The sequence below is a fragment of the Kitasatospora brasiliensis genome (genome assembly GCF_032654805.1).
GTDB classification, from domain to species: domain Bacteria; phylum Actinomycetota; class Actinomycetes; order Streptomycetales; family Streptomycetaceae; genus Kitasatospora; species Kitasatospora brasiliensis.
In genome coordinates, this window is the sequence record NZ_JAUOOW010000003.1 from 541,790 (window position 1) to 564,818 (window position 23,029).

The window sequence follows — 23,029 nt, forward strand, 5'->3', positions numbered from 1 at the left end:
GGAGAGTTGACCGAGAACGTGCTCCGTGTGGGCATCGGCGGGCCGGTGGGATCCGGCAAGACGGCGCTGATCGAGGCGCTGGTCCCGGTGCTGATCGCCCGAGGCCACCGCCCGGCGGTGATCACCAACGACATCTACACCCAGGAGGACGCCCAGCACGTGCGCCGTACCCTGGCCGGCGTGCTGGACCCGGAGCGGGTGGTCGGCGTGGAGACCGGCGCCTGCCCGCACACCGCCGTCCGGGACGACCCGACGATGAACCTCGCGGCCGGCGCCGAGATGCTGGAGCGCTTCCCGGACGTCGACACCCTGCTGTTCGAGTCCGGCGGCGACAACCTCACGCTCACTTTCAGCCCGGTGCTGGTGGACCTCTTCCTGTTCGTCCTGGACACCGCCGAAGGCGAGAAGATGCCCCGCAAGCGCGGCCCGGGCATCACCGAGTCGGACCTGCTGGTCATCAACAAGATCGACATCGCCCAGTACGTCCGCGCCGACCTCGGCGTGATGGAGTCCGACGCCCACCGGGTGCGCGAGGGCGGTCCGGTGGTGCTCACCAACTGCCTGACGGGGGAGGGGCTGGAGGAGATCGCGACCTTCCTGGAAACCTTCCGGACGGTTCCCGCGTGAGGGCTACTCCCGTTGCGGCGGCGTCGGCGGTGCCCCGGCTCGACCCGCGCCACTACGAGCCGGCCCGCGTCCCGTACGAGGTCCGACGCCACGCCGGGACGCCCGACACCCTAGCGGTCGGGCGTCCCGGCAAGGTCGGGCTGCTGGAGCTGGCCTTCGAGCGGATCGGCGGGCGGACCGAACTCACCGGGCACTACCAGAAGTCGCCGTTGCAGATCATGCGCCCGCTGTACTTCGACCCGGCCCGCCCCGACCTCGCCGTCACCTTCCTGATGTCCACCGGCGGCGGCATCCTCCAGGCCGACCGGCTCCGCACCGACCTCCACTGCGGCGCCGACACGGCGGTCCACTTGACCACCCAGGCGGCCACCAAGGTCTACCGGATGGAGCACGACTACGCGACGCAGCTGGTCAACCTGACGGCCGGCCCGCGCGCCTACGTCGAGTACCTGCCCGAGCCGGTGATCCCCTTCGTCGACTCCCGCCTCTACCAGCGGACCGTCCTCACCGTCGACCCCGACGCGACGGTGCTGGCCGGTGAGACCGTCCTGGCCGGCCGCCTCGCCCGGGGCGAGCGCAACGCCTATCGGGTGTTCGCCTCCGATCTCGAAGTGCGGCGCCCAGGAGGAGAGTTGGTGGCGCTGGACACCGTACGGCTGGAGCCCTCGGCGGACGGGGGAGGCGGGGTGACCGGCCCGGCGGTGCTGGCCGGCCACGACGTGATGTCCAGCCTGTACGTCCTCAGCCCGCTCGCCCCGGCTTCTCGCGTGGCCGACGTCCTGCACGAGGCGCTGGCCGACCACGGGGGCCTGCTGTCCGGGGTGAGCGTGCTGCCGCAGGACAGCGGCGCCTGGCTGCGACTGCTCGGCTCCGACACCCGCGCCTGCGCGGCCGCCCTGCGCGCCGCCTGGGACGCGGTGCGGCGGCTGCTGATCGGCGCACCGGCGCCGGACCTGCGCAAGACCTGACCCCTCCCGGTACTTCCAGGAGAGCAGCCCCTGGAGGCGTGGGCGGCGGTCGTAGGGCCTTGTCGCTCCGCGCGTTCAGCATGCCGATCTTCCGGACTTCGGCCAGTGAGCGAATCGCCAGGAGCAGCGAGTCCCCGTCCCGCCGGTCCAGCAGGTGGTCGACAATCTTCCCCGCGTCGGCCTCGCTCACCTGGTTGACCAGCAGCAGGAGCACCTCGTGCCATGCCGGGTCGTCCGCCCTTCGTGCGAAGACCTCGGGCCCCAGCCGTTGCGGGGTGATCCTCTCTGCCCCTCAACGCCCCAGCCGCTCCACGAACTTGCGCTGCCATGGAGTCTCGACGGCGTGCCGGTCGTAGTGCTCCCGCACGTACGCGACCGCCTCCGCCGCCGGGACGCCGTCCAGGACGGCGATGCAGGCGAGGGCGGTGCCGGTGCGGCCGTGGCCGCCGGCGCAGGCGAGTTCGACGCGTTCGGTGGCGGAGCGTTCCCAGGCTTCGCGGAAGGCGTCGGCGGCGTCCGCGCGGTCGGCGGGGAGGCGGAAGTCGGGCCAGCGCACCCAGCGGCTCGGCCAGTCGACGGTCTTCGGCGGTCGGCCCAGCAGGTAGAAGCCGAAGGTCGGGAGGGGGCCCGGTGTCAGGGGGCGGCTGAGGCCGCGGCCGCGCAGCAGGCGGCCGGAGGGCAGGCGCAGGATGCCGGGGGCGGTCGGGTCCCAGGTGGTCGGTTCGGTCATGCGGCCTTCTTTCGGGGCGGGGTGTTCAGGATGCCGCGTGCAGTCCCACCGGCCCGCGCGGCAGGCCGGCGCGGTGGGCGAGGGCGGCGGCCTCGCCGCGCGAGGAGACGTCGAGTTTGGCGAGGATGTTGGCGACGTGGAACTTCACCGTGGACTCGCTGATGTGCAGCGCGGTCGCGATGTCCCGGTTGCGGCGGCCTCGGGCCAGTTGGTCGAGGACTTCCAGCTCGCGCGGCTGGAGGCCGTCCAACGGGCGGGTGGCGAGGGCGGGTTCGGGGAGGGCGAGGGGGAGGTCGACGGTCACCGTGGTGCCCCAGCCGGGAACGGCCTCGACGGTGTGCCGTCCGCCGAGGGTGGTGATGCGGTCGACGGTGCGGTGGACGGCGAGGGCGTCGGCGGTGAGCAGGCCGAGGCCGTCGCCGCGGACCACGGCGCGCAGCAGGCCGTCCGGCGTGAACTGCCAACTCACGTGCAGCCGCGTCGGTTTCTCCTGCTCCAGCATCAGCAGCGCGGCCACCCGTACGGCGTCGCGGGCGGTGTGCGCGGCGTCCGCCGGGACGGACCGGTCGGCCTGCGCCGGGGGTGCGACATCGAGGCGGACAGGGGTGTGCCGCAGCAGTGGGCGCAGCTCGCGCACCAGCTGGGCGAAGGCGTCGGCGGCGGGCATCTCGCTGAGCGTGCGGTCCAGTTCGGCGCCCTGGCGCAGGTCGAGCAGGGCGGTGACGGCCAGCTCGGTGGCGGTGCGGCGGGCGGTGGCGTCGTCCAGGTCGGGGGAGCGCAGCGGTGCCAGGATCGCGGTGAGGGCGGCGCTGTGGGTGCCGGTGAACTCGGCGATGGCGCGGGCACGGGCGTTGGCGGAGGCGCGGGAGGCGGCGGTCTGGGTGGGGGCCGCGTCGGTGGCGCGGTGGTCGGAGTGGGCGGTCACCAGGTCCCACAGCTGTTGCAGGACGGCGAGCGCGGCGGGGGCCGCCGGCTCGGCGCTCGACCGGAGGAGGACGAGGACGGCTCCGTTGCTGCCGGCGGTCGGGGTGGTCGCGGTCACGACCACCGGCCGACAGTGCCCGGCGAGTTCGGCCTCGCCCTGCCAGGGGTGGCGGTCCGAGGTGGTGCCGGTCGCGTGTTCGGCGAGCCGGGACAGGTCCAGCGCGCTGATCGCCTCGGTCAGCTCGGGCGGGCCGTAGCCGAGCGTGGGGCTGAACGTGCAGACGCCGCTGAGCTGCACCAGCGCCACGTGGGGGACGAGGGTGTCGAGCACCTCCGACAGCCGCCTCAGCAGGTTCGGTCGGGGAGTGCGCAGCACCTCGACGGCCCGCGCCAGCGCGTCCTCGGGGCGGCCCCAGCGCAGTCGTTGGCCCTCGTCCGTGCTGCCCGTGCCGCTGAAACCACCTGTGCCGTCCATGCCGTCCAGCCTAGTTCGGACGCCGCCCGTCCCGCCTGGCCGTTCGGACAGGTCGAACCGTCCGAAGGGCCGGCCGGTAGTGCGCCGCCCCGGTCGCAGGATGGAACACGTCGCAAGACGTCAACTCCCCTGAGATCGAAGGACCTTCCATGACCAAGGCGATCGCCTTCTCCCAGTTCGGCGGCACGGACGTGCTGCACCCGATCGAGATCGAGCTGCCCGCTCCCGGCCCCGGTCAGGTCCGGGTCGCGGTCCGCGCGGTGGGCGTCAACCCGCTGGACCGCAGGCTGCGCAGCGGCGAGCTGGCCGGGCTGTTCCCGGTCGTCTTCCCCTATGTGCCGGGCGTCGAGGTGTCCGGCGTGGTCGAGGGCGTGGGCGCCGGGGTGAGCGGCTTCGCGCCCGGCGACGAGGTGTTCGGCAGCATGATGGGCGGCGCCTACGCCGAACACGCGCTGGTGGACGCGGCGGCGCTGGCCCACAAGCCCGCCACACTGGGCTGGGCGGAGGCCGCCGCGATCCCGACGGCCGCCGAGACCTCGGAGCGGGTCCTCGACGTCCTGGGCGTGTGCCCCGGCGAGACGCTGCTGGTGCACGGCGCGGCCGGCGGGGTGGGCACCCTGCTGCTCCAGTTCGCCCGGGCGCGCGGGATCACCGTGGTCGGCACCGCGAGCGCGGCGAACCACGCCTACCTGCGGGAACTCGGCGCGATCCCGGTGGCGTACGGCGAGGGCCTGGCCGAGCGGGTGCGGTCCGCGGCCCCGGGCGGGGTGGACCGGGCGCTGGACGCGGCCGGTCGGGGCGGGGTGCTGCCGCTGTCGATCGAGCTGACGGGCAGCGCGGACCGGGTGCTGACCATCGCCGACGTGGTGGGCGGGCAGGAGCACGGCGTCCGGTTCAACGGCGGTGTCGAGGGCGTCGAGCCGCACCACCAGCGGGCCTACGCGGCCGCGCTGGCCCTGCACGAGGCGGGCGCCCTGCGGCTGCCGCTGCACCGGGTGTTCCCGCTGGCGGAGGCGGCCGAGGCGCAGCGGGTCAGCGAGGCCGGACACCTGCGGGGAAAGATCGTGCTCACCGTCTGACGTGTCGACAGCCATCCGCCGCCCGGCCTGTCCGTGTCTGCCCGTTTTACTTCCGTTTTGCATTATGCTCGACACTTTCGTACGGTTTCATCCGTTCGGAGTAATTCGGCAGGCGGACGCGCCGTGAACACGGCGCTAGGCCGTCCGGCCGACATGCGGTCCCCCGAACGGTCGACCAGGGTTGGCCGGACGTGGGCGGCACCGGACCGCCTGCCCTGACGGTCAGGAGGACCAGGCGTATGGGTGGAACGGACAGGCGGGCGGTGATCGGCGAGTTCCTCGGGACGCTGCTGCTGGTTCTGCTGGCGGTGGGTGCCGCGGTGCTCGCGGGGGACGCGATCGGCCCGGTCGGCATCGCGCTGGCCTTCGGCTTCGTGCTGCTCGCGCTCGCGTACGCGCTCGGACCGATCTCCGGCTGCCACGTGAACCCGGCGGTGACGCTCGGCTTCCTGCTGGCCCGCCGGATCGACGGGCGCACCGCGGTGTCCTACTGGATCGCGCAGGTGTTCGGCGGCATCGCCGGCGCGGCGCTCGTCCTGCTGCTGGCCAAGCAGATACCGGGGCTGGAGACCCACGGCAAGCTCGGCACCAACGGCTGGGGTGACCGCTCCCAGGTGCACATCAACGCCGGCGGCGCGTTCCTGACCGAGGTCGTCCTCACCTTCCTGCTGGTGTACGTCGTGCTGGCGGTCACCCACCGACTGGCCGCGGTCGGCTTCGACGGGCTGCCGATCGGCATCGCCCTCGCCGTCGTCCACCTGGTCGGCATCCCGCTCACCGGCACCTCGGTCAACCCGGCGCGCAGCCTCGGCCCGGCGCTGTTCGCCGGCGGCGACGCGCTCTCCCAGCTGTGGCTGTTCCTGCTCGCCCCGCTGGTCGGCGGCGCACTGGCGGCGGGCGTCCACCTGCTGACCCACCCGCAGCCCAACCTCCCGGTGGCGGAGGCCCTGGCCACCGACGCGCGGGTGTAGTCCCGGGCACAACGGCCGAAGCGGCGGCCGGGACCGTCATCACGGTCCCGGCCGCCGCTTCGGCGTCGAGGGACGGCGCGGCCGGCGGCGGCACATTGCTCCGACGGATCTGCGGCGGGTGGGTGGGCTGATGGGGTCGCGGTCGGTAGAGTCCGGCGCATGTCGAGCGAGAGCACGGTAGATGGCGGGCGGCTGGCGGGTCGCTCCTGTGTGGTGACGGGCGCGGCCAGTGGCATCGGACGGGCCGTCGCCGAACGCTTCGTCCGGGAGGGCGCGTCGGTGGTCGCCACCGATGTGGACGCGGCCGGGCTGGAGCGGTTGGCCGGACGGTTCCCGGGTGCGGTCAGCACGGTGGTCGGCGACGTGGCCCGCGAGGAGGACGCCCGCCGGATGGTGGCGGCCGCCGTCGAGCGGCACGGACGGCTGGACGTCCTGGTCGCCAACGCCGGGATCATCCCGCTGATGCAGATCACCGAGGCCACCGCCGAAGACTGGGACCACGTGATGGCGGTGGACGGCCGCGGCATGTTCCTCACCTGCAAGTACGCGATCGAGGAGATGACCGCGCAGGAGCGGCCCGGCGGCTCGATCGTCTGCCTGTCCTCCATCTCCGGCGAGGCCGGCCAGCGCGGCCAAGCGGTGTACGGGCCCGCCAAGTTCGTCGCCTCCGGCCTGACCAAGCACCTCGCCGTCGAGTGGGCGGACCGCGGCATCCGGGTCAACGCCGTCGCCCCCGGCACCATCACCACCGAACGCGTCGCCCGGCTGTACGACGAGCCCGGCGGCACCGAGTACCTGGGGGAGATCGAGAAGCGGCACCCGATGGGGCGGCTCGGGGATCCGGCGGAGGTCGCGGCCGCCGTCCTCTTCCTCGCCTCCGACGACGCGTCCTTCGTCACCGGGGTCGTGCTGCCGGTGGACGGGGGGTACCTGGCCCAGTAGTGCGGTGGTGGCCCGTAAGCCTGGTGGGGCCCGTAAGCCTGGTGGCCCGTAAGCCTGGTGGCCCGGAAACCCGATGGCGCGCCCGCCCGCGTCGTGGTGGAGTGGGCGGATGGATCATGACGAAGTGCTCGCCCTGTTCGACGACCGGCTCCGACGCAACCCGCCGCCCGACCCCGGCTGCCGCATCGAGCGCGACGGCGCCGTGGTCCGGCAGGTCGGCCCGGAGCACAGCTGGAACGGCGTGGTCTGGTCCGGCCTCGACGAGGCCGGGGCGGACGCGGCGATCGCCGCGCAGGTGCGCCACTTCGCCGGGCTGGGGCTGGAGTTCGAGTGGAAGGTCTACTCCCACGACCGCCCCGCCGACCTCGGCGCCCGACTGCTGGCGGCCGGCTTCACGCCGGAGCCGGCCGAGGCGCTGATGATCGCCAGGATCGCGGACCTGCCCACCGAATCGGCCCTGCCCGAGGGGGTCCGGCTGATGCCGGTGACCGACGAGGCCGGGGTCGGCCTGCTGATGGAGGCCCACAAGCAGGCCTTCGGCGTCGAGCACCCCAACCTGCGCGAGCGGATGCTCGAACAACTGCGGAACGGCACCGGGACGGTCAGCATGATCGTCGCGATGGCCGGCGACCGACCGGTCAGCGGCGCCCGGATGGAGCTGATCCCGGGCACCGGGTTCGTCGGCCTCTGGGGCGGCGGCACCGCGCCGGACTGGCGCGGTCGGGGCATCTACCGCGCCCTCGTCGCCCACCGCGCCCGCCTCGCGGCCGACCTCGGCTACGAGTACCTCCAGGTCGACGCGAGCGACCAGAGCCGCCCCATCCTCCAGCGCCTCGGCTTCGCCCGGCTCAGCACCACGACGCCGTACGTGCGCGGCCTGGGCTGACGCGGCCCGGACTGGCGCGGCCTTGCGCGGTCGGGGCGCGTTTCGTCCGGCAACGATCAGTCCGGGAGCCGTACTTGACGGACGGTGGCCTGATCGGCCGGGCCGGTGAGCCGCCCCAGCCCGAAGCAACTGCTCCGCTGCGCCCCGGTGTCGTGGGCGGCGGTCTGCGCGAGGGCGTACTGGAACGGCACCCCGATCGCCGCCACCGGCAGCAGCAGGCACAGCAGCGCGTGCCCGAGGCTCAGCCGGAGCGCCTTGCGCCGCACCGCGGTGGCGAGTTGCCAACCGCCCCAGCACACCGCGACGACACCCAGCACCAGCCCCGCCCACGCGAGCGGCAGCACGTGGGCGGGGGCGCCGGGGCTGTCCTGGCAGCGGCTCACGAGCCGCCGGATCCCATCGTCCGCGGCGAGCGTCGGCACCCCGCACGCCCATCCGAGGCAGCCGAGCAGCAGCGGGCCGCCCGCCCGCAGCCACCGGGGGGAGCGCTGTTCGTTGCTCATGCGTCTAGTACCAGTCCGGATTCACGCGGACGAAGTGCAGCTTCTGGTGCCCGCGCTGCTCCTGGAAGCTGTCGATCCGGCCGCCCGCACTCGCGTTCTGCTGGCCGCCGCTGTGCTGGGTGTAGCGGATGTCCCCGTCCGGAGTCACCGCCGTCACCACCGCCGTGTGGTGGACGACACCCTTCTTGTCCTGGGAGTCCTGGTCGGAGTCCTCCTCGTAGTAGACGATGTCCCCGGGCTTCACCTCGCCCGGAGGGACCTCCTGACCGCCGTGGCGCATCATGAAGTCGTGCATGTTCTGCGCCCCGGCCCAGCTCTTCGAGTAGTCGAGCCGCTGGTCGAACCAGTCGCCGCCCGCGTCGTCGCTACGGCCCCAGGTGTCGTCACCGCGCCAGCCCCACCACTGGTCCCACTTGGCGTGCACGCCGCCCTGGCGCAGCGCCTCGGAGGCGAAGTTGGTGCAGTTGTCGTCGAAGACGTCGATGGTGGTGTCGTTCCAGTGCTCCAGCGCCCACTGCACCGTCTTCACCCGGTCGTACTTGGCGTTGGGCCCGCCGCGTAGGTTCACCTTCACGTCGTCGGGGATGCCCGGGAGGCCGGCGAGGGTCACGGGGTCGGAGAGCATCAGCTGCTTGCGCTGGTTGTCGGTCAGCGCCTTCCACCAGTCGGCGACCAGCCGGGGGTCCTGCCCGCTGGGTATGTCCCCGGTGTACATGGACAGTTCGGTCTGGGAAGCCTCCCGCTGGAGCTCGTCCAGCGCCTTGTGCGGGTCGGTCTCGCAGGTCGCCGCGGCGAGTTTGCGCAGCTCGGCGGAGGCCAGCTTGTCGGCCTGGGAGGCCTCGCGCAGTGCCTCCTGGAGCAGCGCGTCGATCTCCTGGACGGCGTTGTCGTTCGAGGACGCCGCGCCGCCGCCGGCGTGGACCGTGGCGGTGCTCTCGTCGACGGTCAGGCCGTACTGCTCGGCCATGTCGAGGGCGGAGTTCAGGGTGAGCTTCGCCCGGGTGATGCTGGCGCTCAGCCCGTCCAGGACCATGACGACACCGCGCATGATGTCCGCGCCGGCCTCCAGGATCTGGGCCTGCTCCTGGAGCCTGCGGCCGGCGGCCTCGCCGACCTTGTCCTTCCAGTTTTCCTTGAGCGGGTCGACACCGTTGGCGTGGATGTCGTTGACGGCCTGCCAGGCCTGCTTGGACAGGCCGAGCCAGGAGCCGGCGGCGGCGTCGACGGCGATGCTGTTGGCGGCCTTGAGCGCCGCGATGGTCATCGTCACGGCTGCTGCCCCGTCGCCGGACCTTCGAGATCGCCGAGTGCCGCGCCGAGACGGCGGGCGTACTCCTGGTCGGTCTGGTCGTAGGAGTGCGCCGAGTCATGCAACTGCGATGAATAGAGGTGGAGTTGATCGACGACCGACTTCACGTGGGTCTGCCAGGCTTCGGCGCAGTCCTTCAGCGCCGGGCCGGAGTCCCAGGCAGACATGGTGTCGGCGGCCGTGTGGCTGTTGTCGAGCCAGTGACCGGCGGGTCCGAAGGACTTGGCGGCCTCCGTGAGGCCGTTCGCGGACTGTCGCAGCGCATGTGTTCGGACGTGGATGTGGTTCACGGTCGTTTCCCCCTACCCGGCTGTGCCGATCCTGATCGGCATGGGTGCGGTCATGGTAGCGACCGGATTGGAAGGAAAAAGTCATCTGAAAGTCATGGAAAGGTAACTCGACGGTGGGGCGTCGGAAGGCCGATAGTCGGACGGTCGGGCCGGACGTTCAGGACCGCTGGGGGCACTGTGGGCGCCGGGGCTCGTGGGTTCGGGGGGTCGGCGAACAGCGTTCAACTTTCAGATGACAGATTTCGAAATCTGTCATCTGAAAGTTGAACGCTGAAAGTTGAACGCTGAAACCCCTCACGGCAGCCGCTCGACCACCACCATCGCCGCGTCGTCGTCCATTCGGCCGCCGACATGGTTGAGCAGGTCGCGGCGGAGGCGGTGGAGCAGGGCGGTGGAGCGTTCGGCACGCCAGTCGGTGACGCGTTCGGTGAGCGGGTAGAAGCGCCGCTGGGTGTCCCGGGCCTCGATCACGCCGTCGGTGTAGATCAGCAGCCGGTCGCCGGGGCGGAACGGGAAGCTCTCCACCTCGTACCGGGTTGGTGCGAGCTCGCCGAGCCCCAGCGGCGGGGCGGGGTGGCGGGCGGCCAGGGTGGTGATGCCGTCGGGGCGCAGCAGCAGCGGGGGCGGGTGGCCGCAGTCGATCAGGCGGACCGGGGAGCCGTCGTCCGGGATGTCGAGCAGGACGGCGGTGATGAAGGACTCGCCGGACTCGCCGCTCTCCTCGGGGCGGTCCGCGGCGGCCGGCCGGTACAGACGCGCCTGCCGGGACTGCTCGGCGAGCTGGGCGAGGTCCCAGCTGACACTGCCGTCCAGGTAGGCGGCCAGGTCGGGCAGCTCCGCGTGCAGGTGCGCGGCGGCGCGGAAGGCGCCGAGCAGCAGGGCCGCGTCGCCGAGCGAGGACAGGCCCTTGCCGCGCACGTCCCCGACCAGCAGCCGGGTGCCGGTGGCGGTGCGGGCGGCCGCATACAGGTCGCCGCCGACCTGCGCCTCGGCCTCGGCGGCCAGGTAGACGGAGGCCAGGTGCAGCGGTCCGATCCGCTCCGGCAGCGGGCGCAGCAGCACCCGCTGGGCGGCCTCGGACACCGAGCGCACCCGGGCCAGCTCCCGCTCGTGCCGCTCGCGTAGCACCCGCAGCCCGACGATCAGTACCGAGACGATCAGTTGCGCGCCCAGCTGGCTCTCGATGTTGGCGCTGGTCAGGCTGTCCCGGACGGCGCCGATCGTGGTGAGCGCGGCGAACGCGAGCACCGCGACCCCGGCGGTGGCCCGGGGGCCGGCGAAGGAGGCGGTGAGGGCGGGGGCGACGATCAGCAGCGGGCCGAGGTGGATGTCCGGCGGGGAGAGGATGTCGACCACGGTGATCAGCGTGATCAGCGCGAGGGTGAGCGCCGTCAGCACCCGGCGGTCGGGCCGCCAGGTGCGGCGGCGGCCGGGGGGATGCGGGGTGCGCGGCGGGTGCGGCGCATCGGGGCGCTGCCGGAGGGGCACTCCTCCTCTGTACACCGTGGGGGCGGCCGGGCGCACCCGGAGGTGCCCTCGGGCTCGGGTTCGGGCCCGTCGCGCCGGAGGCCCGGGTCGGCCCTGTTCTCGGGGGCAGCCCTGTTCCCCGGGGCCAGCCCTCTCCCCTGGGGCCAGCCCTCTTCTCCGGGTCAGCCCTCTTCGCCGTAGCGGGCCAGGTAGTCGGCGAAGCGGGCGACGTCCTCGTCGGACCAGTCGTTGAAGCGCGTGGTGAAGGCGAGCCGCCGCTGCTCGGTGGCGTCCTGGAGCACGGTGAGCCCGGCCTCGGTGGCGCGCAGGATCTGGCCGCGCTGGTCGTCCGGGTCGGTCTCGCGGGCCAGCAGGCCGAGCTTCTCCAGGGCGGTGACCTGGCGGCTGACGGTGGACTTGTCGAGCATGAAGTACGCGGCCACGTCGGCGGCCCGGCAGCCGCCGCGCTCGGTGATCAGATCGAGGATGCTGTACGTGACCAGGGAGAGGTCGGGGTGCAGCTGGGAGGCCTTGTGCCGGGCACGGCGGGCGAAGGCGGTCAGCTCGCGCTGGATGGTGTCGATGGACGACTGGCGGCCGGGCACGGCGTTCCTATCTTCTCGAAATCCCCTCGAAATTTGTTGTACTATACAACGGATTCCCCCGGGGTCGCGCTTCGCTCCGGCTCGGTTCGCCCCCGGACGGACTGCCAGGCGCGGGCGGCGGCGATCCGGCGGGTCGCGCTCGGATGAGTGGCGAACAGTAGCTCAAGCACCCTCGGCGGGTCGACATCGGAGACGTTCGCCACCGCAAGTCTGCGCTGCATCGCCACGAACTGCTCGGCGTCCCCGGTCAGTTCGAGCGCGTGCCGGTCCGCCCTGGCCTCGATCCGGCGGCTCACCGCGCACTGGAGCGGCCCCGACAGCGCGCCCAGCAGCGCCGCGAGCGCCGCCAGCAGCGGCAGCGCCCGAGGATCCGCCGGGTCCGTCGCGCCGGCCGCGTCCAGCAGCGGCCGCCAGGTCGACAGCAGACCGAGCACGGCCACCGCGAGCGCCGCGCCGACCGCGCCCAGCGCGGTGCCGACCGGTACGTCCCGGTGCCTGACGTGGCCCAGCTCGTGTGCGACCACCAGCTCCACCTCACGCGGCTCGGCGGTGGTCAGCAGCGTGTCGTACGCGACGATCCGCCGGGTCGCGCCGAACCCGGAGACGTACGCGTTGAGCGCGGTGGTGCGGCGGGAGGCGTCCGCCACCAGGACGTCCCGCACCCGGACGCCGTCCCGTTCGGCCAGCGCCAGCAGGGCGGTGCGCTGCTCACCCGGGGGCATCGGGGTGAAGCGGTTGAACACCGGCTCGATCAGCAGCGGGTGGAGGAAGGAGAGCGCGGCCGTCAGCAGCGCCGCCGCGCCCGCCGCCGGCAGCCACCAGCGCTGCGGCGACCAGGCGGTCAGGGCGAACAGCCCGAGCGCGAGCGGGAGGAGCAGGACCAGGGTCAGCGCGAGGCCGCGCACCGCGTCCAGCGCCCAGCCGGCCCAGCCCTGGGTCACCAGCCCGTATCGGGCCCGGACGGTTCGCGCGCCGGCGGCGAACGGGAGCCGCAGCGCCTGACCGAGCAGCACCAGGGCCGTCGCGCCGGCCGTCACCCCGGCCGTGCGGGAGCCGCCGAACCAGCCGCCGGTGGCGGTCACCAGGGCGGCGCCGGCCGGGGTGAGGCCCAGGAGCAGGGTCAGGGCCAGGCCCGCCAGCCGCCCGCCCAGCGCCCACGGCAGCTGGGCGCGGCGCAGGGCGCGGCCCCGGGCGCGCTCGGCGGGGGTGAAGTCCTCGGCGGGGGCTCCGGCGGGGGCGCGGTCCGGGGTGGCGTCCGGGCGGTCCGGGATGGCGTCCGGGGTGGCGGGCTCCGGGACGGTGTTCATGGCGTGGGCTGCTCTTCCGGTCGGGGCGCGGCGGCGACGTACGGCGATTCAGCATCTCCTACCGCACGCGGCCCGCGCCCACACCCCCGGGCGGGCCGCCTGCTCACTCCTCGACCGGCCCGGTGGCGCCGTGGACGCCCGCCCGCAGCAGCTGGTGGCCGAGGTCCACCAGGGCGCGGCCGACCGCGAACTCGTCGCCGACCTCCGGGGCCGGGGTGTCACGGGGGTTGCGGCGGGAGTGGGCGTCGCTGTGCAGGAAGGTGCCGTCGGCGTCCAGCACGGCGTGCACCCGGGTGGTGTCCTCGTCCTCGACCACGTGCAGGCTGAGCTGCCAGTCCTTGGTGCGTACGGCGCCGGGGGCGTTCTGCTCGGCGCCGGCGCCGCGGCCCGCGGCCCGCGGCGGGACGGCGGCCGTACCGTCGGAGCGGACGATGACCACCGGGCAGGTCCCGTGGACCGCGCAGCGGGTGGACACCGAGCCGAGCAGCGTCCGGGCGAAGGTGCCCCGGCCGCGGCTGCCCAGCACCAGCAGGTCGGCGTCCTCGGCGGCCTCCAGCAGCACCTCGGCGGCATGGCCGAGCACCAGGCTCTCGCGGACCTCCACCGGGCGGTCCGGGCCGAGGATCTCGTTGATCTCGGCGCTCAGCGTGCGGCTGGCGGTCCGCTCGAAGCCGTCGTCCACCATCGGCGCGAACCAGCCGTACAGCGAGGGGTACTCCCAGGCCGCCACCGCGTGCACCGCCGCCCCGGTCAGGACGGCCTGGCCGACCGCCCAGCGCAGGGCCGCCTTCGACGGTTCGGAGCCGTCGATCCCGACCACGATCCGGCGCTCCCGGGTGGCGGGGCGCCGACCGCCGCCCACGGGGGAGGGTTGGTTGCTGGCCATCACGTCACACCTCCGGACGCCTCCGGGACTTCGGCGCGGGGCTCGGTGCCCGGACACCGCGCCGCCTGTCCGCACGCCGCGCTGTCCTGCCGCACTCCGCACTGCCTTCCTGTACTCCACGCTGCGCGCCCCGTCCGCCTCCGCGCCAGGGACGCGGCGGCCGGGTGGGCCGGGGTGATTGGGACGGTCGGGCCATGGGGCGCCCGGGGCGGGACGGGGCCTGTGATGCCTGGGCCGGGGGTCTGTCGGGCGGTCCGTTCGGCGGTCCGCCGGGTGGTCCGCCGGGTGGTTCGGTTGTGTCCGGAATGTTGTCGGATCGGGTCCGGGAGGTGGCGATCCGGTGGCGTAGGCTGACCGCTCTTGCATCGTCCTCGGGGGGATCCACTCATGCGCCGTGCCGCGGCCGCCGTCGCGCTGTTCGTCGGACTGACCGCCGTCGCCGCCTGCGGGCCGGACGATCCCGACCCGGCCCAGGCCTCCGCCGCACCCGCCCCGCCCAGCACGTCCGCCGCGCCGGACGGCACACCCTCCGCCACGGCCCCGAGCAAGAGCACCGAACCCCGGCCGGACGGCACCATCACCGTGGCCTTCGCCGGCGACGTCCACTTCGAGGGCCGCACCGCGCCCCGGCTGGCCGTCCAGCCGCCCGAGCCGGCGCTCGGACCGATCTCCCGCACCCTCGCCGACGCCGACCTGTCCGTCCTCAACCTGGAGACCGCTATCACCGGGCGCGGCGCGCCGGAGCCCAAGCTGTACACCTTCCGCACCTCGCCCAAGGCGCTGTCGGTGCTCAAGGACTCGGGCGTCGACGTCGTCTCGATGGCCAACAACCACGCCGTGGACTTCGGCGCCGACGGACTCACCGACACCCTCGCGGCCAAGGACTCCTCGCCGATCCCGGTGGTCGGCGTCGGGCACAACGCCAAGGAGGCGTACGCCCCTTACGTCAGCACCGTGCGCGGTGTGAAGGTCGCCGTGGTCGCCGCCAGCCAGGTCGAGGACCTCACCAACCAGAAGTGGCGGGCCGGCGCCGACAAGCCGGGCATCGCCTCGGCGCTGGATGTCCCGGCGCTGGTCAAGGCGGTGGAGGCGGCCAAGCAGCAGGCCCCGGTGGTGCTGGTCTACCTGCACTGGGGCGACGAGGGCAAGGCCTGCCCGACCGCCGCGCAGACCGCCATCGCCAAGAAGCTCGCCACCGCCGGCGCCACCGCCGTGGTCGGCACCCACGCGCACACCATGGTCGGCTCGGGCATGCTCGGCAACACCTACATCGGGTACGGCTTCGGCAACTTCCTCTGGTACGGCACCTCCAACTACCCCAACTCCAACGAGACCGGGGTCACCACCCTGACCCTCACCGCTGACGGCAAGGTGACCGGCGAGGCCTTCACCCCGGCCACCATCGACGACAAGGGCATCCCGGAGCCGGTCACCGGCGCCGGCGCCGAGGCCGCCCTCAAGCGCCGCGACGGCCTGCGCGGCTGCACGGGCCTCGCCCCGGCGCCGGCCGCCCCCGGCGCTCCGGCTGCCACGGCTCCCGCCTCCGCCGCTCCCTCCAAGTCCGGTTCGGCTCCCACCAAGGCCGGTTCGGCTCCCGCGAAGGCTTCGGCGACCCCTGCCGTCCCGCGCTAGGGTGCCCGCCCCGGGCGGCGGACACGAGCACCCGACGACCGACCGCCCGTCCCCGCTGCGCTCCGCGCTGGGGGACATCGACACCGCCCTCGCCATCCACCGCGACCCGGCCGCCCGCGCTCCCAACCCCTCGGACGCGCTCGCCATCCGCCCCGAGGCCGGGGCCGATCATTCCCGGGTGCGCGACTGTCAGCGAGCAACCGGCCATGGCGGCCTGCCGTAGGCCCACCGGGCCGAAACAAGGGTGGTTGAAGCCGCCCGCCCCTGCCCGGGGCGGGCGGCTTCTCCGTGTCCGGGGCGAGTTGACGTTCGTACAGGCTCTCGGCAGGGGCGAACAGCTGTGTTAGGTTAGGCTTGCCTAATCTCGCTGGTCGGAGGGGATGTCCCGTGCAGCAACAGTCCGAATTCGCCGGTGCCGTCGCGATGGTCACCGGGGCCGGACAGGGCATCGGTGTCGCCGTGGTCCGGGCGCTGGTGGCCGAGGGTGCCGTCGTCGCGGCAGTGGACCGCAAGCCCGGCGGGCTCGATGCCCTGGTGGCCGAGGTCCCGTCCGTGCGTCCGTACGTGCTGGACGTCTCGGATGCCCGATCCGTCGCCGACACCGTGGAGTTGATCGAGCGTCAACTCGGGCCGATCGTAACGCTGGTGAACGTCGCGGGAATCCTGCGCACCGCCCCGGCCGTCGAACTCACCGACGAGGACTGGGCCGACACCTTCGCCGTGAACACCGACGGTGTCTTCCACACCAGTCGAGCCGTCGGCCGCCGGATGGCGGATCGTGGGCGCGGGGCGATCGTGACCGTCGGGTCCAATGCCGCCGGGGTGCCGCGGGCCGGGATGGCCGCCTACGCGGCGTCCAAGGCGGCGGCCACCATGTTCACCCGCTGCCTGGGGCTGGAGCTCGCCCGGTCGGGAGTGCGGTGCAACGTGGTGTCGCCCGGCTCCACCGACACCGAGATGCAGCGCGCGCTGTGGGGTGAGGACGCCGAGGCGGCCGAACGCCGGGTGATCGACGGCGACTTGAGCTCCTGGCGGGTCGGCATCCCGCTCGGGCGGATCGCCGCGCCCGCCGACATCGCGGAGGCGGTGGTCTTCCTGGCCTCGGACCGGGCGCGGCACATCACCATGCACGACCTGTACGTCGACGGCGGCGCGACCCTGCGTGCCTGAGCGGCGTGCCTGAGCGGCGTGCCTGAGCGGCGTGCCTGAGCGGCATGCCTGAGCGGCATGCCTGAACGGTGTGCCTGAGCGGTGCGTCGTCGGCCTCCCCCGCCTCCTCGTCCTTCCGTAGAACCGTCCCAGACTGGAGAAATCACCGTGACCACGGTGCCCCATGCCCTCGCCGGGCCGACATCCGCCGGGCTGATGAAGGCTGAACCGGCCCCCGCCGGACCGGTATCCGCCGGGTTCGGCGCCCCGGTGACCGCGCTCGCCGAGGGCGCGAACCACGCCGAGGGCTCGGCCCATGCCGAGGGCGCGGACCACGCCGTCATCGGCGCGGCGAGCGGACTGCTCGGCCAGTACCGGGCCGGCTCCGACGAGGCGTTCTTCGCCTCGCCGACCCGTACCCTGCTCGGCTCCGGCGTGCACGCCCGGGTGCCGCGGGACGGGCGGCCGCTGCCCGTCCGAGTGGCCGCGACGCTGGCCGAGGCAGGGCGGGCCGGGGTCGAACGGCCTTTGGTGGTGGGCGCGGTGGCGTTCGACCGGGACAGCCGGGTCGAACTCGCCGTCCCCGCCCGGGTCCGCACCGCCGGGGCGCTGCGCGACGACCCGCTGATCGCGCTGCCCGCGCCGCCGGCCGAGCGGACCGACTGGCGGACCACCCCGGTGCCCGCACCGGAGGCGTACGGGGCGGGCGTCGCCGCGGCCGTCGAGCGGCTTCGGGACGGCGAGTTGAGCAAGGTGGTGCTGGCCCGGACCCTGGAGCTGAGCGCCGCAGAGCCGATCGACCTGCCCGCCATCCTGCAACGGCTGGCCCGGCGCGACCCGGGCGGCTACACCTTCGCCGTCCCGGCCGGTGAAGGCCGCACCCTGATCGGCGCCAGCCCCGAACTCCTGCTCTCCCGGCGGGGAACGGCCGTGCTGGCCAACCCGCTGGCCGGCTCGGTGCCGCGCAGCGAGGACCTCGGCGAGGACGTCCGGCGTGCCGCCGCACTGCTGGAGTCGCCCAAGGACCTGCACGAGCACGCCGTCGTGGTGGATGCCATCCGCGAGGCGCTGGCGCCGTACTGCCGCACCCTGGAGGTGCCCGAACGGCCCACCCTGGTCCGGACGAACGCGATGTGGCACCTGGCCACCACGATCCGCGGCGAGCTGGCCGACCCGACGGTCTCCGCCCTGGAGCTGGCCTGCGCGCTGCACCCCACCCCGGCGGTCTGCGGCACGCCGACGGACGTCGCACGCCGGGTGATCGGGGAGGTCGAGCCCTTCGACCGCGGCCTCTACACCGGCATGGTCGGCTGGGAGGACGCGACCGGCGACGGCGAGTGGGTGGTCACCATCCGCTGCGCGGAGGCGCAGGAGCGGACCCTGCGGGTGTACGCCGGAGCGGGTGTGGTCGAGCAGTCCCGGCCGGAGGCCGAACTCGCCGAGACCAGCGCCAAGTTCCGCACCTTCCTGGATGCCGCGGGGGTGGCCCGGTGACGCCGCTGGAGACCGTCCGGGCGGGATTCACCCCGTACCCCGCCGAGTTCGCGGAGCGCTACCGGGCCGCCGGGTACTGGCGCGGCGAGACCTTCGGGCGGATGCTGCGCGAGCGCGCCGAGGCGCACGGCGAGCGGACCGCCGTGGTCGACCCCGGCGGCCACTCGGTGGCGGCGACCGAGCGGCGCTGGACGTACGCCGAACTCGACCGCAGGGCCGACCGGATGGCCGCCGGACTGCTCGCCCGGGGCATCCGGGTCGGAGACCGGGTGGTGGTCCAACTGCCCAACGCCGCCGAGTTCTTCGAGGTCGTCTTCGCGCTGTTCCGGATCGGCGCGCTGCCGGTCTTCGTGCTGCCCGCCCACCGGTACGCCGAGATCGGGTACTTCTGCTCCTTCACCGGGGCGGCCGGGTACGTGGTGCCGGCCGTCGAGGGCGGCTACGACTACCGCGAACTCGCCACCCGGGTACGGGCGGAGAACCCCGCGCTGCGGCTGGTGCTGGTGGCCGGAGAGGACCCGGGCGAGCACATCCGGCTCGCGGACGTGCCCTGTGACGGCCCCGGACCGGAGGCCCACGGTGGGGAGCCCGAGCCCGGGGATGTCGCCTTCCTCCAGCTCTCCGGCGGCAGCACCGGCGTGCCGAAGCTGATCCCGCGCACCCACGACGACTACATCTACTCACTGCGCGGCTCGGTCGAACTGTGCGGGCAGGACACCGGAAGCGTGTACCTCTGCGTGCTGCCCGCCGCCCACAACTTCCCGCTCAGCTCCCCGGGTTCGCTCGGCACCCTGTACGCCGGCGGCCGGGTGGTGCTCTGCCCGCAGCCCACCCCGGAGACGGCCTTCCCGCTGATCGAGCGCGAGGGCGTGACCATCACCGGACTGGTGCCGCCGCTCGCGCTGCTCTGGCTGGACGCCGCGGAGCGAGGCGCCCGCGGGTACGAGAGCCTGGAGGTGCTGCTGGTCGGCGGCGCCAAGTTCAGTGCGGAGGCGGCCGGGAGGGTCCGGCCGGTGCTGGGTTGCACCCTGCAGCAGGTGTTCGGGATGGCCGAGGGGCTGGTCAACTACACCCGGCTGGACGACCCGGAGGAGCTGATCACCACCACCCAGGGCCGGCCGATCTCGCCGGACGACGAGGTGCGGGTGGTGGACGACCACGACCGGGACCTGCCCGACGGCGTCACCGGCCACCTGCTCACCCGCGGGCCGTACACCATCCGCGGCTACTGGAACGCGCCCGGCCACAACGCCGACTCCTTCACGGCGGACGGCTTCTACCGCACCGGGGACCTGGTCCGGCGCACCCCGACCGGCCACCTGGTGGTCGAGGGGCGGGCCAAGGACCAGATCAACCGGGGCGGCGAGAAGGTCGCCGCCGAGGAGATCGAGAACCACCTGCTCGCGCACCCCGCGGTGCACGACGCCGCGGTGGTGTCGATGCCCGACCCGTACCTGGGCGAGCGCACCTGCGCCTATGTCGTTTTGCGCGCCGAAAGTCGTGAACATCCCCCGAAGGGCGTCGAGTTGAAGCGGTTCGTGCGGCAGCGCGGACTCGCCGAGTACAAGGTGCCGGACCGGGTCGAGTTCGTCGAGGCCTTCCCGGCCACCGGGATCGGGAAGGTCAGCAAGAAGGACCTGCGTGCGGCGATCACGGCCGCGCTGACCGCCGGCTGATCCCCTCGCCATCGCCATCTAGCTAAGGAACACCATCGTGGGCCTGCCCCGCATTCCCCGCTATCCCATGCCCGCCGCCGAGGAGCTGCCCGCCAACCGGGTCGCCTGGACGGTGGACCCGGAGCGCGCCGTCCTGCTGGTGCACGACCTCCAGAACCACTTCCTGGGCGCCTACGACGCCGAAGCCGCGCCGGTGCCCGAACTCCTCGGAAACGTCGCCGCGTTGGCCGAGGCGGCGCGCGCCGCCGGCGTCCCCGTCGTCTACTCGGAGCAGCTCGGCGGGCAGAGCCCGGCCGAGCGCGGACTGCAACAGGACTTCTGGGGGCCGGGCATCCCGGACGACTCGTGGGCCACCGCGATCGCCGAGGCCGTCGCCCCGGCTCAGGGGGACACCGTGCTCACCAAGTGGAAGTACAGCGCCTTCGTGCGCACCGAGTTGGAGCGACTGCTGCGCGAGCGGGGGCGGGACCAGCTGGTGATCACCGGCGTGTACGCGCACATCGGGGTGCAGGCCACCGCCTGCGACGCCTGGATGCGGGACGTGCAGGCCTTCGTGGTGGCCGACGCCGTCGCGGACTTCGGCCCGGACGAGCACCGCGGTGCACTGGCCTGGGTGGCCGGGCGTTGCGGGGTGGTCGCCACGACCGGGGCCGTGCTCGGGATGCTGGGGCCGGCGGACGGGGTCCGGGGTGTCGCGGTCGCGGACTCGACGGAACTCGAAGGGGCGGGCCGGAAGTGACGGACACGGGCTTCACGGTGGAGCGGATCCGGACCGAGGTCGCCGACCTGCTCGGCGAGGACCCGGCGGAGATCCCGCTGGACGAGAACCTGGTCGACTGGGGGCTGGACTCCATCCGGCTGATGACCCTCGCCGCCCGCTGGCGGGAGGAGGGGGCCGAGGTGGCGTTCGTCGACCTCGCGGAACGCCCGGCGATCGAGGCCTGGGCCGGACTGCTGGGCGCGGCGTGATGGCGACGGGGGTTCGAGACGGCGTACGGGAAGCCGTGCGGGAGGCCGGTCGGCAGGCCCGTCGGGAGGAGGCTGTGCTGCCCGAGCTGCCCCGCCGGACGGCGCGGTACCCGGCGACCACCGCGGTGGGGCCGGTCGAGGCGCAGGCGGCCCGCACGCCGGACGCGCCGGCGTTGGTGCTCGCGGGCGACGAGACCGTCAGCTACCGGGAGTTGAACGCCTCGGCGAACCGGTTGGCGCGTGCGCTGGCCGCTCGTGGGGCCCGTCCGGGTGCGGTGGTCGGCCTGGCGGGCCTCCGTCGTCCGGCCGAGCTGCTGACGGCGCTGCTGGCGGTGGCGAAGTCGGGCGCGGCGTACCTGCCGCTGGACCCGGCGGACGCCCCCGGGCGGCGGGAGCGGCTGCTCGCCGAGAACACCCCGGTCTGCGTGCTGGGGGAGGGGGTGCCGGGGGCGCTGGCGTGGCTGGAGACGGACGGGGAGCTGCCCACCGACCCGCCCCGGGCGCTCACCCCGCAGCACCTGCTCTGCGTCGGGTACGGCCCGGGCGGGCGCCCGACCGCCGTCCGGCTCACCCATGCCGAGGCGGACCGCCGGGTGCGCGAGCTCCAGGCGGCCCACCCGCTCGGGCCGGGTGACCGGGTGCTGCACCTGGGCCTGCCGCTCTGGGAGTACCTGTGGCCGCTGCGGACGGGCGCCGCCGTGGTGCTCCCGGACCCGGAGTGGGAGGGCGAGGCCGGGGAGCTGGTCCGGGAGCTGGGCGTGACGGCGGTGCGGGTGGCGCCTTTCAGCTGACAGGTTTCAGCTGACAACTTTCAGCGAACAACTTTCAGCGAACAGATGTTGAAATCTGTTCGCTGAAAGTTGTCGGCTGTCATCCGCCGTTCGCGGCTGCCGCCCGATCCGCCGCCCGATCTGCCGCCCGCCCCGCCGCCAGATCCGCCGCCGTCCAAGCCATCGCCACCGCGCCGTCCAGCACCGCCCGTTCCGCCTCGGCGCCCAGCGCCGCCTCGGCGAAGGCCGCCTCGTGCGGGGCGCAGACGCCGCCGGTGATGTCCAGCACCGGATGGATCGACGGCACCACGTGCGACACGTTCCCCATGTCCGTACAGGCGAAGGGCCCGCTCTCGACCGGTTCCGGCCGGCCGAGCGCCGCCGCGTTGGCCCGCCACAGCGTCAGCAGCCCGGGGTCGGAGCGCATGTCCAAGTAGTCCGGCTCGGGCCGGGTCAGTTCCACCTCGCACCCGGTGGCGAGCGCCCCCGCGCGGAAGCAGTCCTCGACCCGGGAGCGCAGTTCGGCGAGGTCCTCGGCCGCCGAGGCCCGGATCTCGTACTCGGCGCTCGCGCTGGCGGGGATCAGGTTGGGCGCGGTCCCCGCCGCCGTGGTGATGCCGTGCACCCGCCACTGCGGCGGGAGTTGCTGGCGCAGCAGCCCGATCGCGACCTGGGCGACGGTGAGCGCGTCGGCGGCGTTGCGGCCCCGGTGCGGGTCGAGGCTCGGGTGGGCGGCGCGCCCGGTGTAGCGGACGGACAGGGTGCCGAGCGCGAAGGAGCGGAAGTCGGCGACCTCGACGGGGCAGGGGTGGACCATCATCGCCGCGTCCACCCCGTCGAACGCCCCCGCCTCCAACAGCAGTGCCTTGCCCGCCCCGCGCTCCTCGGCCGGCGCGCCGATCACCCGTACGGTGAGCCCGAGTCGGTCCGCGTACGGGGCGAGCCCGAGCGCGGCGCCGATCCCGGCGGCGGCGATCAGGTTGTGTCCGCAGGCGTGTCCGAGCCCGGGTAGCGCGTCGTACTCGCAGACCACTGCGACGGTGACCGGCCCGCTGCCGAGGCGCGCGTTGAAGGCGGTGGCCAGGCCGTGTGCGGGCGCGGTGACCGAATAGCCGTGTGTGCCCAGGAGTTCGGCGCACCAGGAGGCGGCGAGGTGTTCCGCGAAGGCGGTCTCGGGGTGGGCGTGGATGCGGCGGCTGAGCGCGAGCAGCTCCGCCCGGTGCGCGTGGACGCGTTCGCGCACGGCCTGCTCGGTCTCGGTCTCGGTCTCGGCCTCAGCCTTGGCCTCGGCCTCGGTGAGAGGAGTGCTCGGCGGCTCGGTCAAGGGCATGGGTGGCGCCTCCGGAGTGTCAGGGCCCGGACTTACCCGA

24 protein-coding genes are annotated in these 23,029 nt (G+C 73.8%); 14 read left to right on the forward strand and 10 right to left on the reverse strand.

What is annotated here, in order from left to right; genetic code table 11:
* The first annotated feature begins 6 nt into the window (after positions 1-6).
* Both ureG and QWJ13_RS14545 read left to right on the forward strand, forming a co-directional pair.
* On the forward strand, positions 7-627 hold the full coding sequence (ureG, locus tag QWJ13_RS14540) for an urease accessory protein UreG (RefSeq protein ID WP_316524547.1): 621 nt from the start codon (positions 7-9) through the stop codon (positions 625-627).
* Positions 624-1,595: an urease accessory protein UreD gene (locus tag QWJ13_RS14545; protein ID WP_316524549.1), complete on the forward strand. Its 972-nt coding sequence runs from the start codon at positions 624-626 to the stop codon at positions 1,593-1,595. The genes ureG and QWJ13_RS14545 overlap by 4 nt, the downstream gene beginning before the upstream one ends.
* Positions 1,596-1,887: 292 nt before the next feature.
* Here QWJ13_RS14545 and QWJ13_RS14550 read toward each other — a convergent pair whose 3' ends face one another.
* Together QWJ13_RS14550 and QWJ13_RS14555 are read right to left on the reverse strand one after the other, a co-directional pair.
* Positions 1,888-2,325, reverse strand: a complete 438-nt coding sequence (locus QWJ13_RS14550) for a protein-tyrosine phosphatase family protein (protein ID WP_316524553.1) — start codon at positions 2,323-2,325, stop codon at positions 1,888-1,890.
* A 25-nt stretch (positions 2,326-2,350) separates the two neighbouring features.
* Positions 2,351-3,724: a helix-turn-helix transcriptional regulator gene (locus tag QWJ13_RS14555; protein ID WP_316524555.1), complete on the reverse strand. Its 1,374-nt coding sequence runs from the start codon at positions 3,722-3,724 to the stop codon at positions 2,351-2,353.
* Between the two features lie 149 nt (positions 3,725-3,873).
* Here QWJ13_RS14555 and QWJ13_RS14560 point away from each other — a divergent pair, with 149 nt between their 5' ends.
* The 4 genes from QWJ13_RS14560 (at position 3,874) to QWJ13_RS14575 (ending at position 7,602) form a co-directional block, all read left to right on the forward strand.
* Positions 3,874-4,803 (forward strand): NADP-dependent oxidoreductase, encoded by a 930-nt coding sequence (locus QWJ13_RS14560; protein WP_316524557.1) that lies wholly within the window; start codon positions 3,874-3,876, stop codon positions 4,801-4,803.
* 239 nt (positions 4,804-5,042) lie between these two features.
* Positions 5,043-5,774: an MIP family channel protein gene (locus QWJ13_RS14565; RefSeq protein ID WP_316524559.1), complete on the forward strand. Its 732-nt coding sequence runs from the start codon at positions 5,043-5,045 to the stop codon at positions 5,772-5,774.
* Between the two features lie 159 nt (positions 5,775-5,933).
* The gene (locus QWJ13_RS14570; RefSeq protein WP_316524561.1) at positions 5,934-6,716 is read left to right on the forward strand and encodes an SDR family NAD(P)-dependent oxidoreductase; all 783 of its coding nucleotides are present in this window, start codon (positions 5,934-5,936) and stop codon (positions 6,714-6,716) included.
* Between the two features lie 109 nt (positions 6,717-6,825).
* A complete protein-coding gene (locus tag QWJ13_RS14575; protein WP_316524562.1) occupies positions 6,826-7,602 on the forward strand; it encodes a GNAT family N-acetyltransferase in 777 nt (258 codons plus the stop codon).
* A gap of 56 nt (positions 7,603-7,658) precedes the next feature.
* Here QWJ13_RS14575 and QWJ13_RS14580 read toward each other — a convergent pair whose 3' ends face one another.
* From QWJ13_RS14580 to QWJ13_RS14610, 7 genes are all read right to left on the reverse strand, one after another.
* On the reverse strand, positions 7,659-8,105 hold the full coding sequence (locus QWJ13_RS14580; protein WP_316524564.1) for a hypothetical protein: 447 nt from the start codon (positions 8,103-8,105) through the stop codon (positions 7,659-7,661).
* A 4-nt stretch (positions 8,106-8,109) separates the two neighbouring features.
* Positions 8,110-9,369, reverse strand: coding sequence for an amidase domain-containing protein (locus QWJ13_RS14585; protein WP_316525183.1), 1,260 nt, complete (start codon positions 9,367-9,369; stop codon positions 8,110-8,112).
* A 2-nt stretch (positions 9,370-9,371) separates the two neighbouring features.
* Entirely contained in the window at positions 9,372-9,704 is a 333-nt protein-coding gene (locus QWJ13_RS14590) for a type VII secretion target (RefSeq protein WP_316524566.1), read from the reverse strand.
* Positions 9,705-9,998: 294 nt separating this feature from the next.
* Positions 9,999-11,192 (reverse strand): PP2C family protein-serine/threonine phosphatase, encoded by a 1,194-nt coding sequence (locus tag QWJ13_RS14595; protein ID WP_432277507.1) that lies wholly within the window; start codon positions 11,190-11,192, stop codon positions 9,999-10,001.
* Positions 11,193-11,353: 161 nt separating this feature from the next.
* Positions 11,354-11,776, reverse strand: coding sequence for a MarR family winged helix-turn-helix transcriptional regulator (locus QWJ13_RS14600; RefSeq protein WP_316524568.1), 423 nt, complete (start codon positions 11,774-11,776; stop codon positions 11,354-11,356).
* Between the two features lie 41 nt (positions 11,777-11,817).
* Positions 11,818-13,083 (reverse strand): M48 family metalloprotease, encoded by a 1,266-nt coding sequence (locus tag QWJ13_RS14605; RefSeq protein ID WP_316524571.1) that lies wholly within the window; start codon positions 13,081-13,083, stop codon positions 11,818-11,820.
* A 103-nt stretch (positions 13,084-13,186) separates the two neighbouring features.
* Positions 13,187-13,969, reverse strand: coding sequence for a universal stress protein (locus QWJ13_RS14610; protein WP_316524573.1), 783 nt, complete (start codon positions 13,967-13,969; stop codon positions 13,187-13,189).
* A gap of 387 nt (positions 13,970-14,356) precedes the next feature.
* Here QWJ13_RS14610 and QWJ13_RS14615 point away from each other — a divergent pair, with 387 nt between their 5' ends.
* The 8 genes from QWJ13_RS14615 (at position 14,357) to QWJ13_RS14650 (ending at position 21,680) form a co-directional block, all read left to right on the forward strand.
* Positions 14,357-15,601: a CapA family protein gene (locus QWJ13_RS14615; RefSeq protein WP_316524575.1), complete on the forward strand. Its 1,245-nt coding sequence runs from the start codon at positions 14,357-14,359 to the stop codon at positions 15,599-15,601.
* A gap of 1 nt (position 15,602) precedes the next feature.
* Positions 15,603-15,824, forward strand: a complete 222-nt coding sequence (locus tag QWJ13_RS14620) for a hypothetical protein (RefSeq protein ID WP_316524577.1) — start codon at positions 15,603-15,605, stop codon at positions 15,822-15,824.
* A 164-nt stretch (positions 15,825-15,988) separates the two neighbouring features.
* Positions 15,989-16,771, forward strand: a complete 783-nt coding sequence (locus tag QWJ13_RS14625) for a 2,3-dihydro-2,3-dihydroxybenzoate dehydrogenase (protein WP_316524579.1) — start codon at positions 15,989-15,991, stop codon at positions 16,769-16,771.
* 147 nt (positions 16,772-16,918) lie between these two features.
* Positions 16,919-18,244: an isochorismate synthase DhbC gene (gene dhbC, locus QWJ13_RS14630; RefSeq protein WP_316524581.1), complete on the forward strand. Its 1,326-nt coding sequence runs from the start codon at positions 16,919-16,921 to the stop codon at positions 18,242-18,244.
* Positions 18,241-19,920 carry a (2,3-dihydroxybenzoyl)adenylate synthase gene (locus tag QWJ13_RS14635; protein ID WP_316524583.1) on the forward strand — a complete coding sequence of 560 codons (1,680 nt, stop codon included), beginning with the start codon at positions 18,241-18,243 and terminating at the stop codon, positions 19,918-19,920. The genes dhbC and QWJ13_RS14635 overlap by 4 nt, the downstream gene beginning before the upstream one ends.
* Positions 19,921-19,957: 37 nt before the next feature.
* The gene (locus QWJ13_RS14640; RefSeq protein ID WP_316524585.1) at positions 19,958-20,659 is read left to right on the forward strand and encodes an isochorismatase family protein; all 702 of its coding nucleotides are present in this window, start codon (positions 19,958-19,960) and stop codon (positions 20,657-20,659) included.
* The gene (locus QWJ13_RS14645) at positions 20,656-20,889 is read left to right on the forward strand and encodes a phosphopantetheine-binding protein (protein ID WP_316524587.1); all 234 of its coding nucleotides are present in this window, start codon (positions 20,656-20,658) and stop codon (positions 20,887-20,889) included. The genes QWJ13_RS14640 and QWJ13_RS14645 overlap by 4 nt, the downstream gene beginning before the upstream one ends.
* Positions 20,890-20,963: 74 nt before the next feature.
* A complete protein-coding gene (locus tag QWJ13_RS14650) occupies positions 20,964-21,680 on the forward strand; it encodes an AMP-binding protein (RefSeq protein ID WP_316524590.1) in 717 nt (238 codons plus the stop codon).
* A 79-nt stretch (positions 21,681-21,759) separates the two neighbouring features.
* Here QWJ13_RS14650 and QWJ13_RS14655 read toward each other — a convergent pair whose 3' ends face one another.
* Positions 21,760-22,989 (reverse strand): amidohydrolase, encoded by a 1,230-nt coding sequence (locus QWJ13_RS14655; protein WP_316524592.1) that lies wholly within the window; start codon positions 22,987-22,989, stop codon positions 21,760-21,762.
* Between the last annotated feature and the right edge of the window lie 40 nt (positions 22,990-23,029).

What these genes read in the sequence shown, in the direction of transcription:
- QWJ13_RS14550 (WP_316524553.1), bottom strand. Translation starts at nt 2,325, where the DNA reads ATGACCGAACCGACCACCTGGGACCCGACCGCCCCCGGCATCCTGCGC.
- QWJ13_RS14565 (WP_316524559.1), top strand. Translation starts at nt 5,043, where the DNA reads ATGGGTGGAACGGACAGGCGGGCGGTGATCGGCGAGTTCCTCGGGACG.
- QWJ13_RS14655 (WP_316524592.1), bottom strand. Translation starts at nt 22,989, where the DNA reads ATGCCCTTGACCGAGCCGCCGAGCACTCCTCTCACCGAGGCCGAGGCC.
- QWJ13_RS14570 (WP_316524561.1), top strand. Translation starts at nt 5,934, where the DNA reads ATGTCGAGCGAGAGCACGGTAGATGGCGGGCGGCTGGCGGGTCGCTCC.
- QWJ13_RS14560 (WP_316524557.1), top strand. Translation starts at nt 3,874, where the DNA reads ATGACCAAGGCGATCGCCTTCTCCCAGTTCGGCGGCACGGACGTGCTG.
- QWJ13_RS14555 (WP_316524555.1), bottom strand. Translation starts at nt 3,724, where the DNA reads ATGGACGGCACAGGTGGTTTCAGCGGCACGGGCAGCACGGACGAGGGC.
- QWJ13_RS14605 (WP_316524571.1), bottom strand. Translation starts at nt 13,083, where the DNA reads ATGAACACCGTCCCGGAGCCCGCCACCCCGGACGCCATCCCGGACCGC.
- QWJ13_RS14615 (WP_316524575.1), top strand. Translation starts at nt 14,357, where the DNA reads ATGCGCCGTGCCGCGGCCGCCGTCGCGCTGTTCGTCGGACTGACCGCC.
- QWJ13_RS14610 (WP_316524573.1), bottom strand. Translation starts at nt 13,969, where the DNA reads ATGGCCAGCAACCAACCCTCCCCCGTGGGCGGCGGTCGGCGCCCCGCC.
- QWJ13_RS14585 (WP_316525183.1), bottom strand. Translation starts at nt 9,369, where the DNA reads ATGACCATCGCGGCGCTCAAGGCCGCCAACAGCATCGCCGTCGACGCC.
- QWJ13_RS14580 (WP_316524564.1), bottom strand. Translation starts at nt 8,105, where the DNA reads ATGAGCAACGAACAGCGCTCCCCCCGGTGGCTGCGGGCGGGCGGCCCG.
- QWJ13_RS14575 (WP_316524562.1), top strand. Translation starts at nt 6,826, where the DNA reads ATGGATCATGACGAAGTGCTCGCCCTGTTCGACGACCGGCTCCGACGC.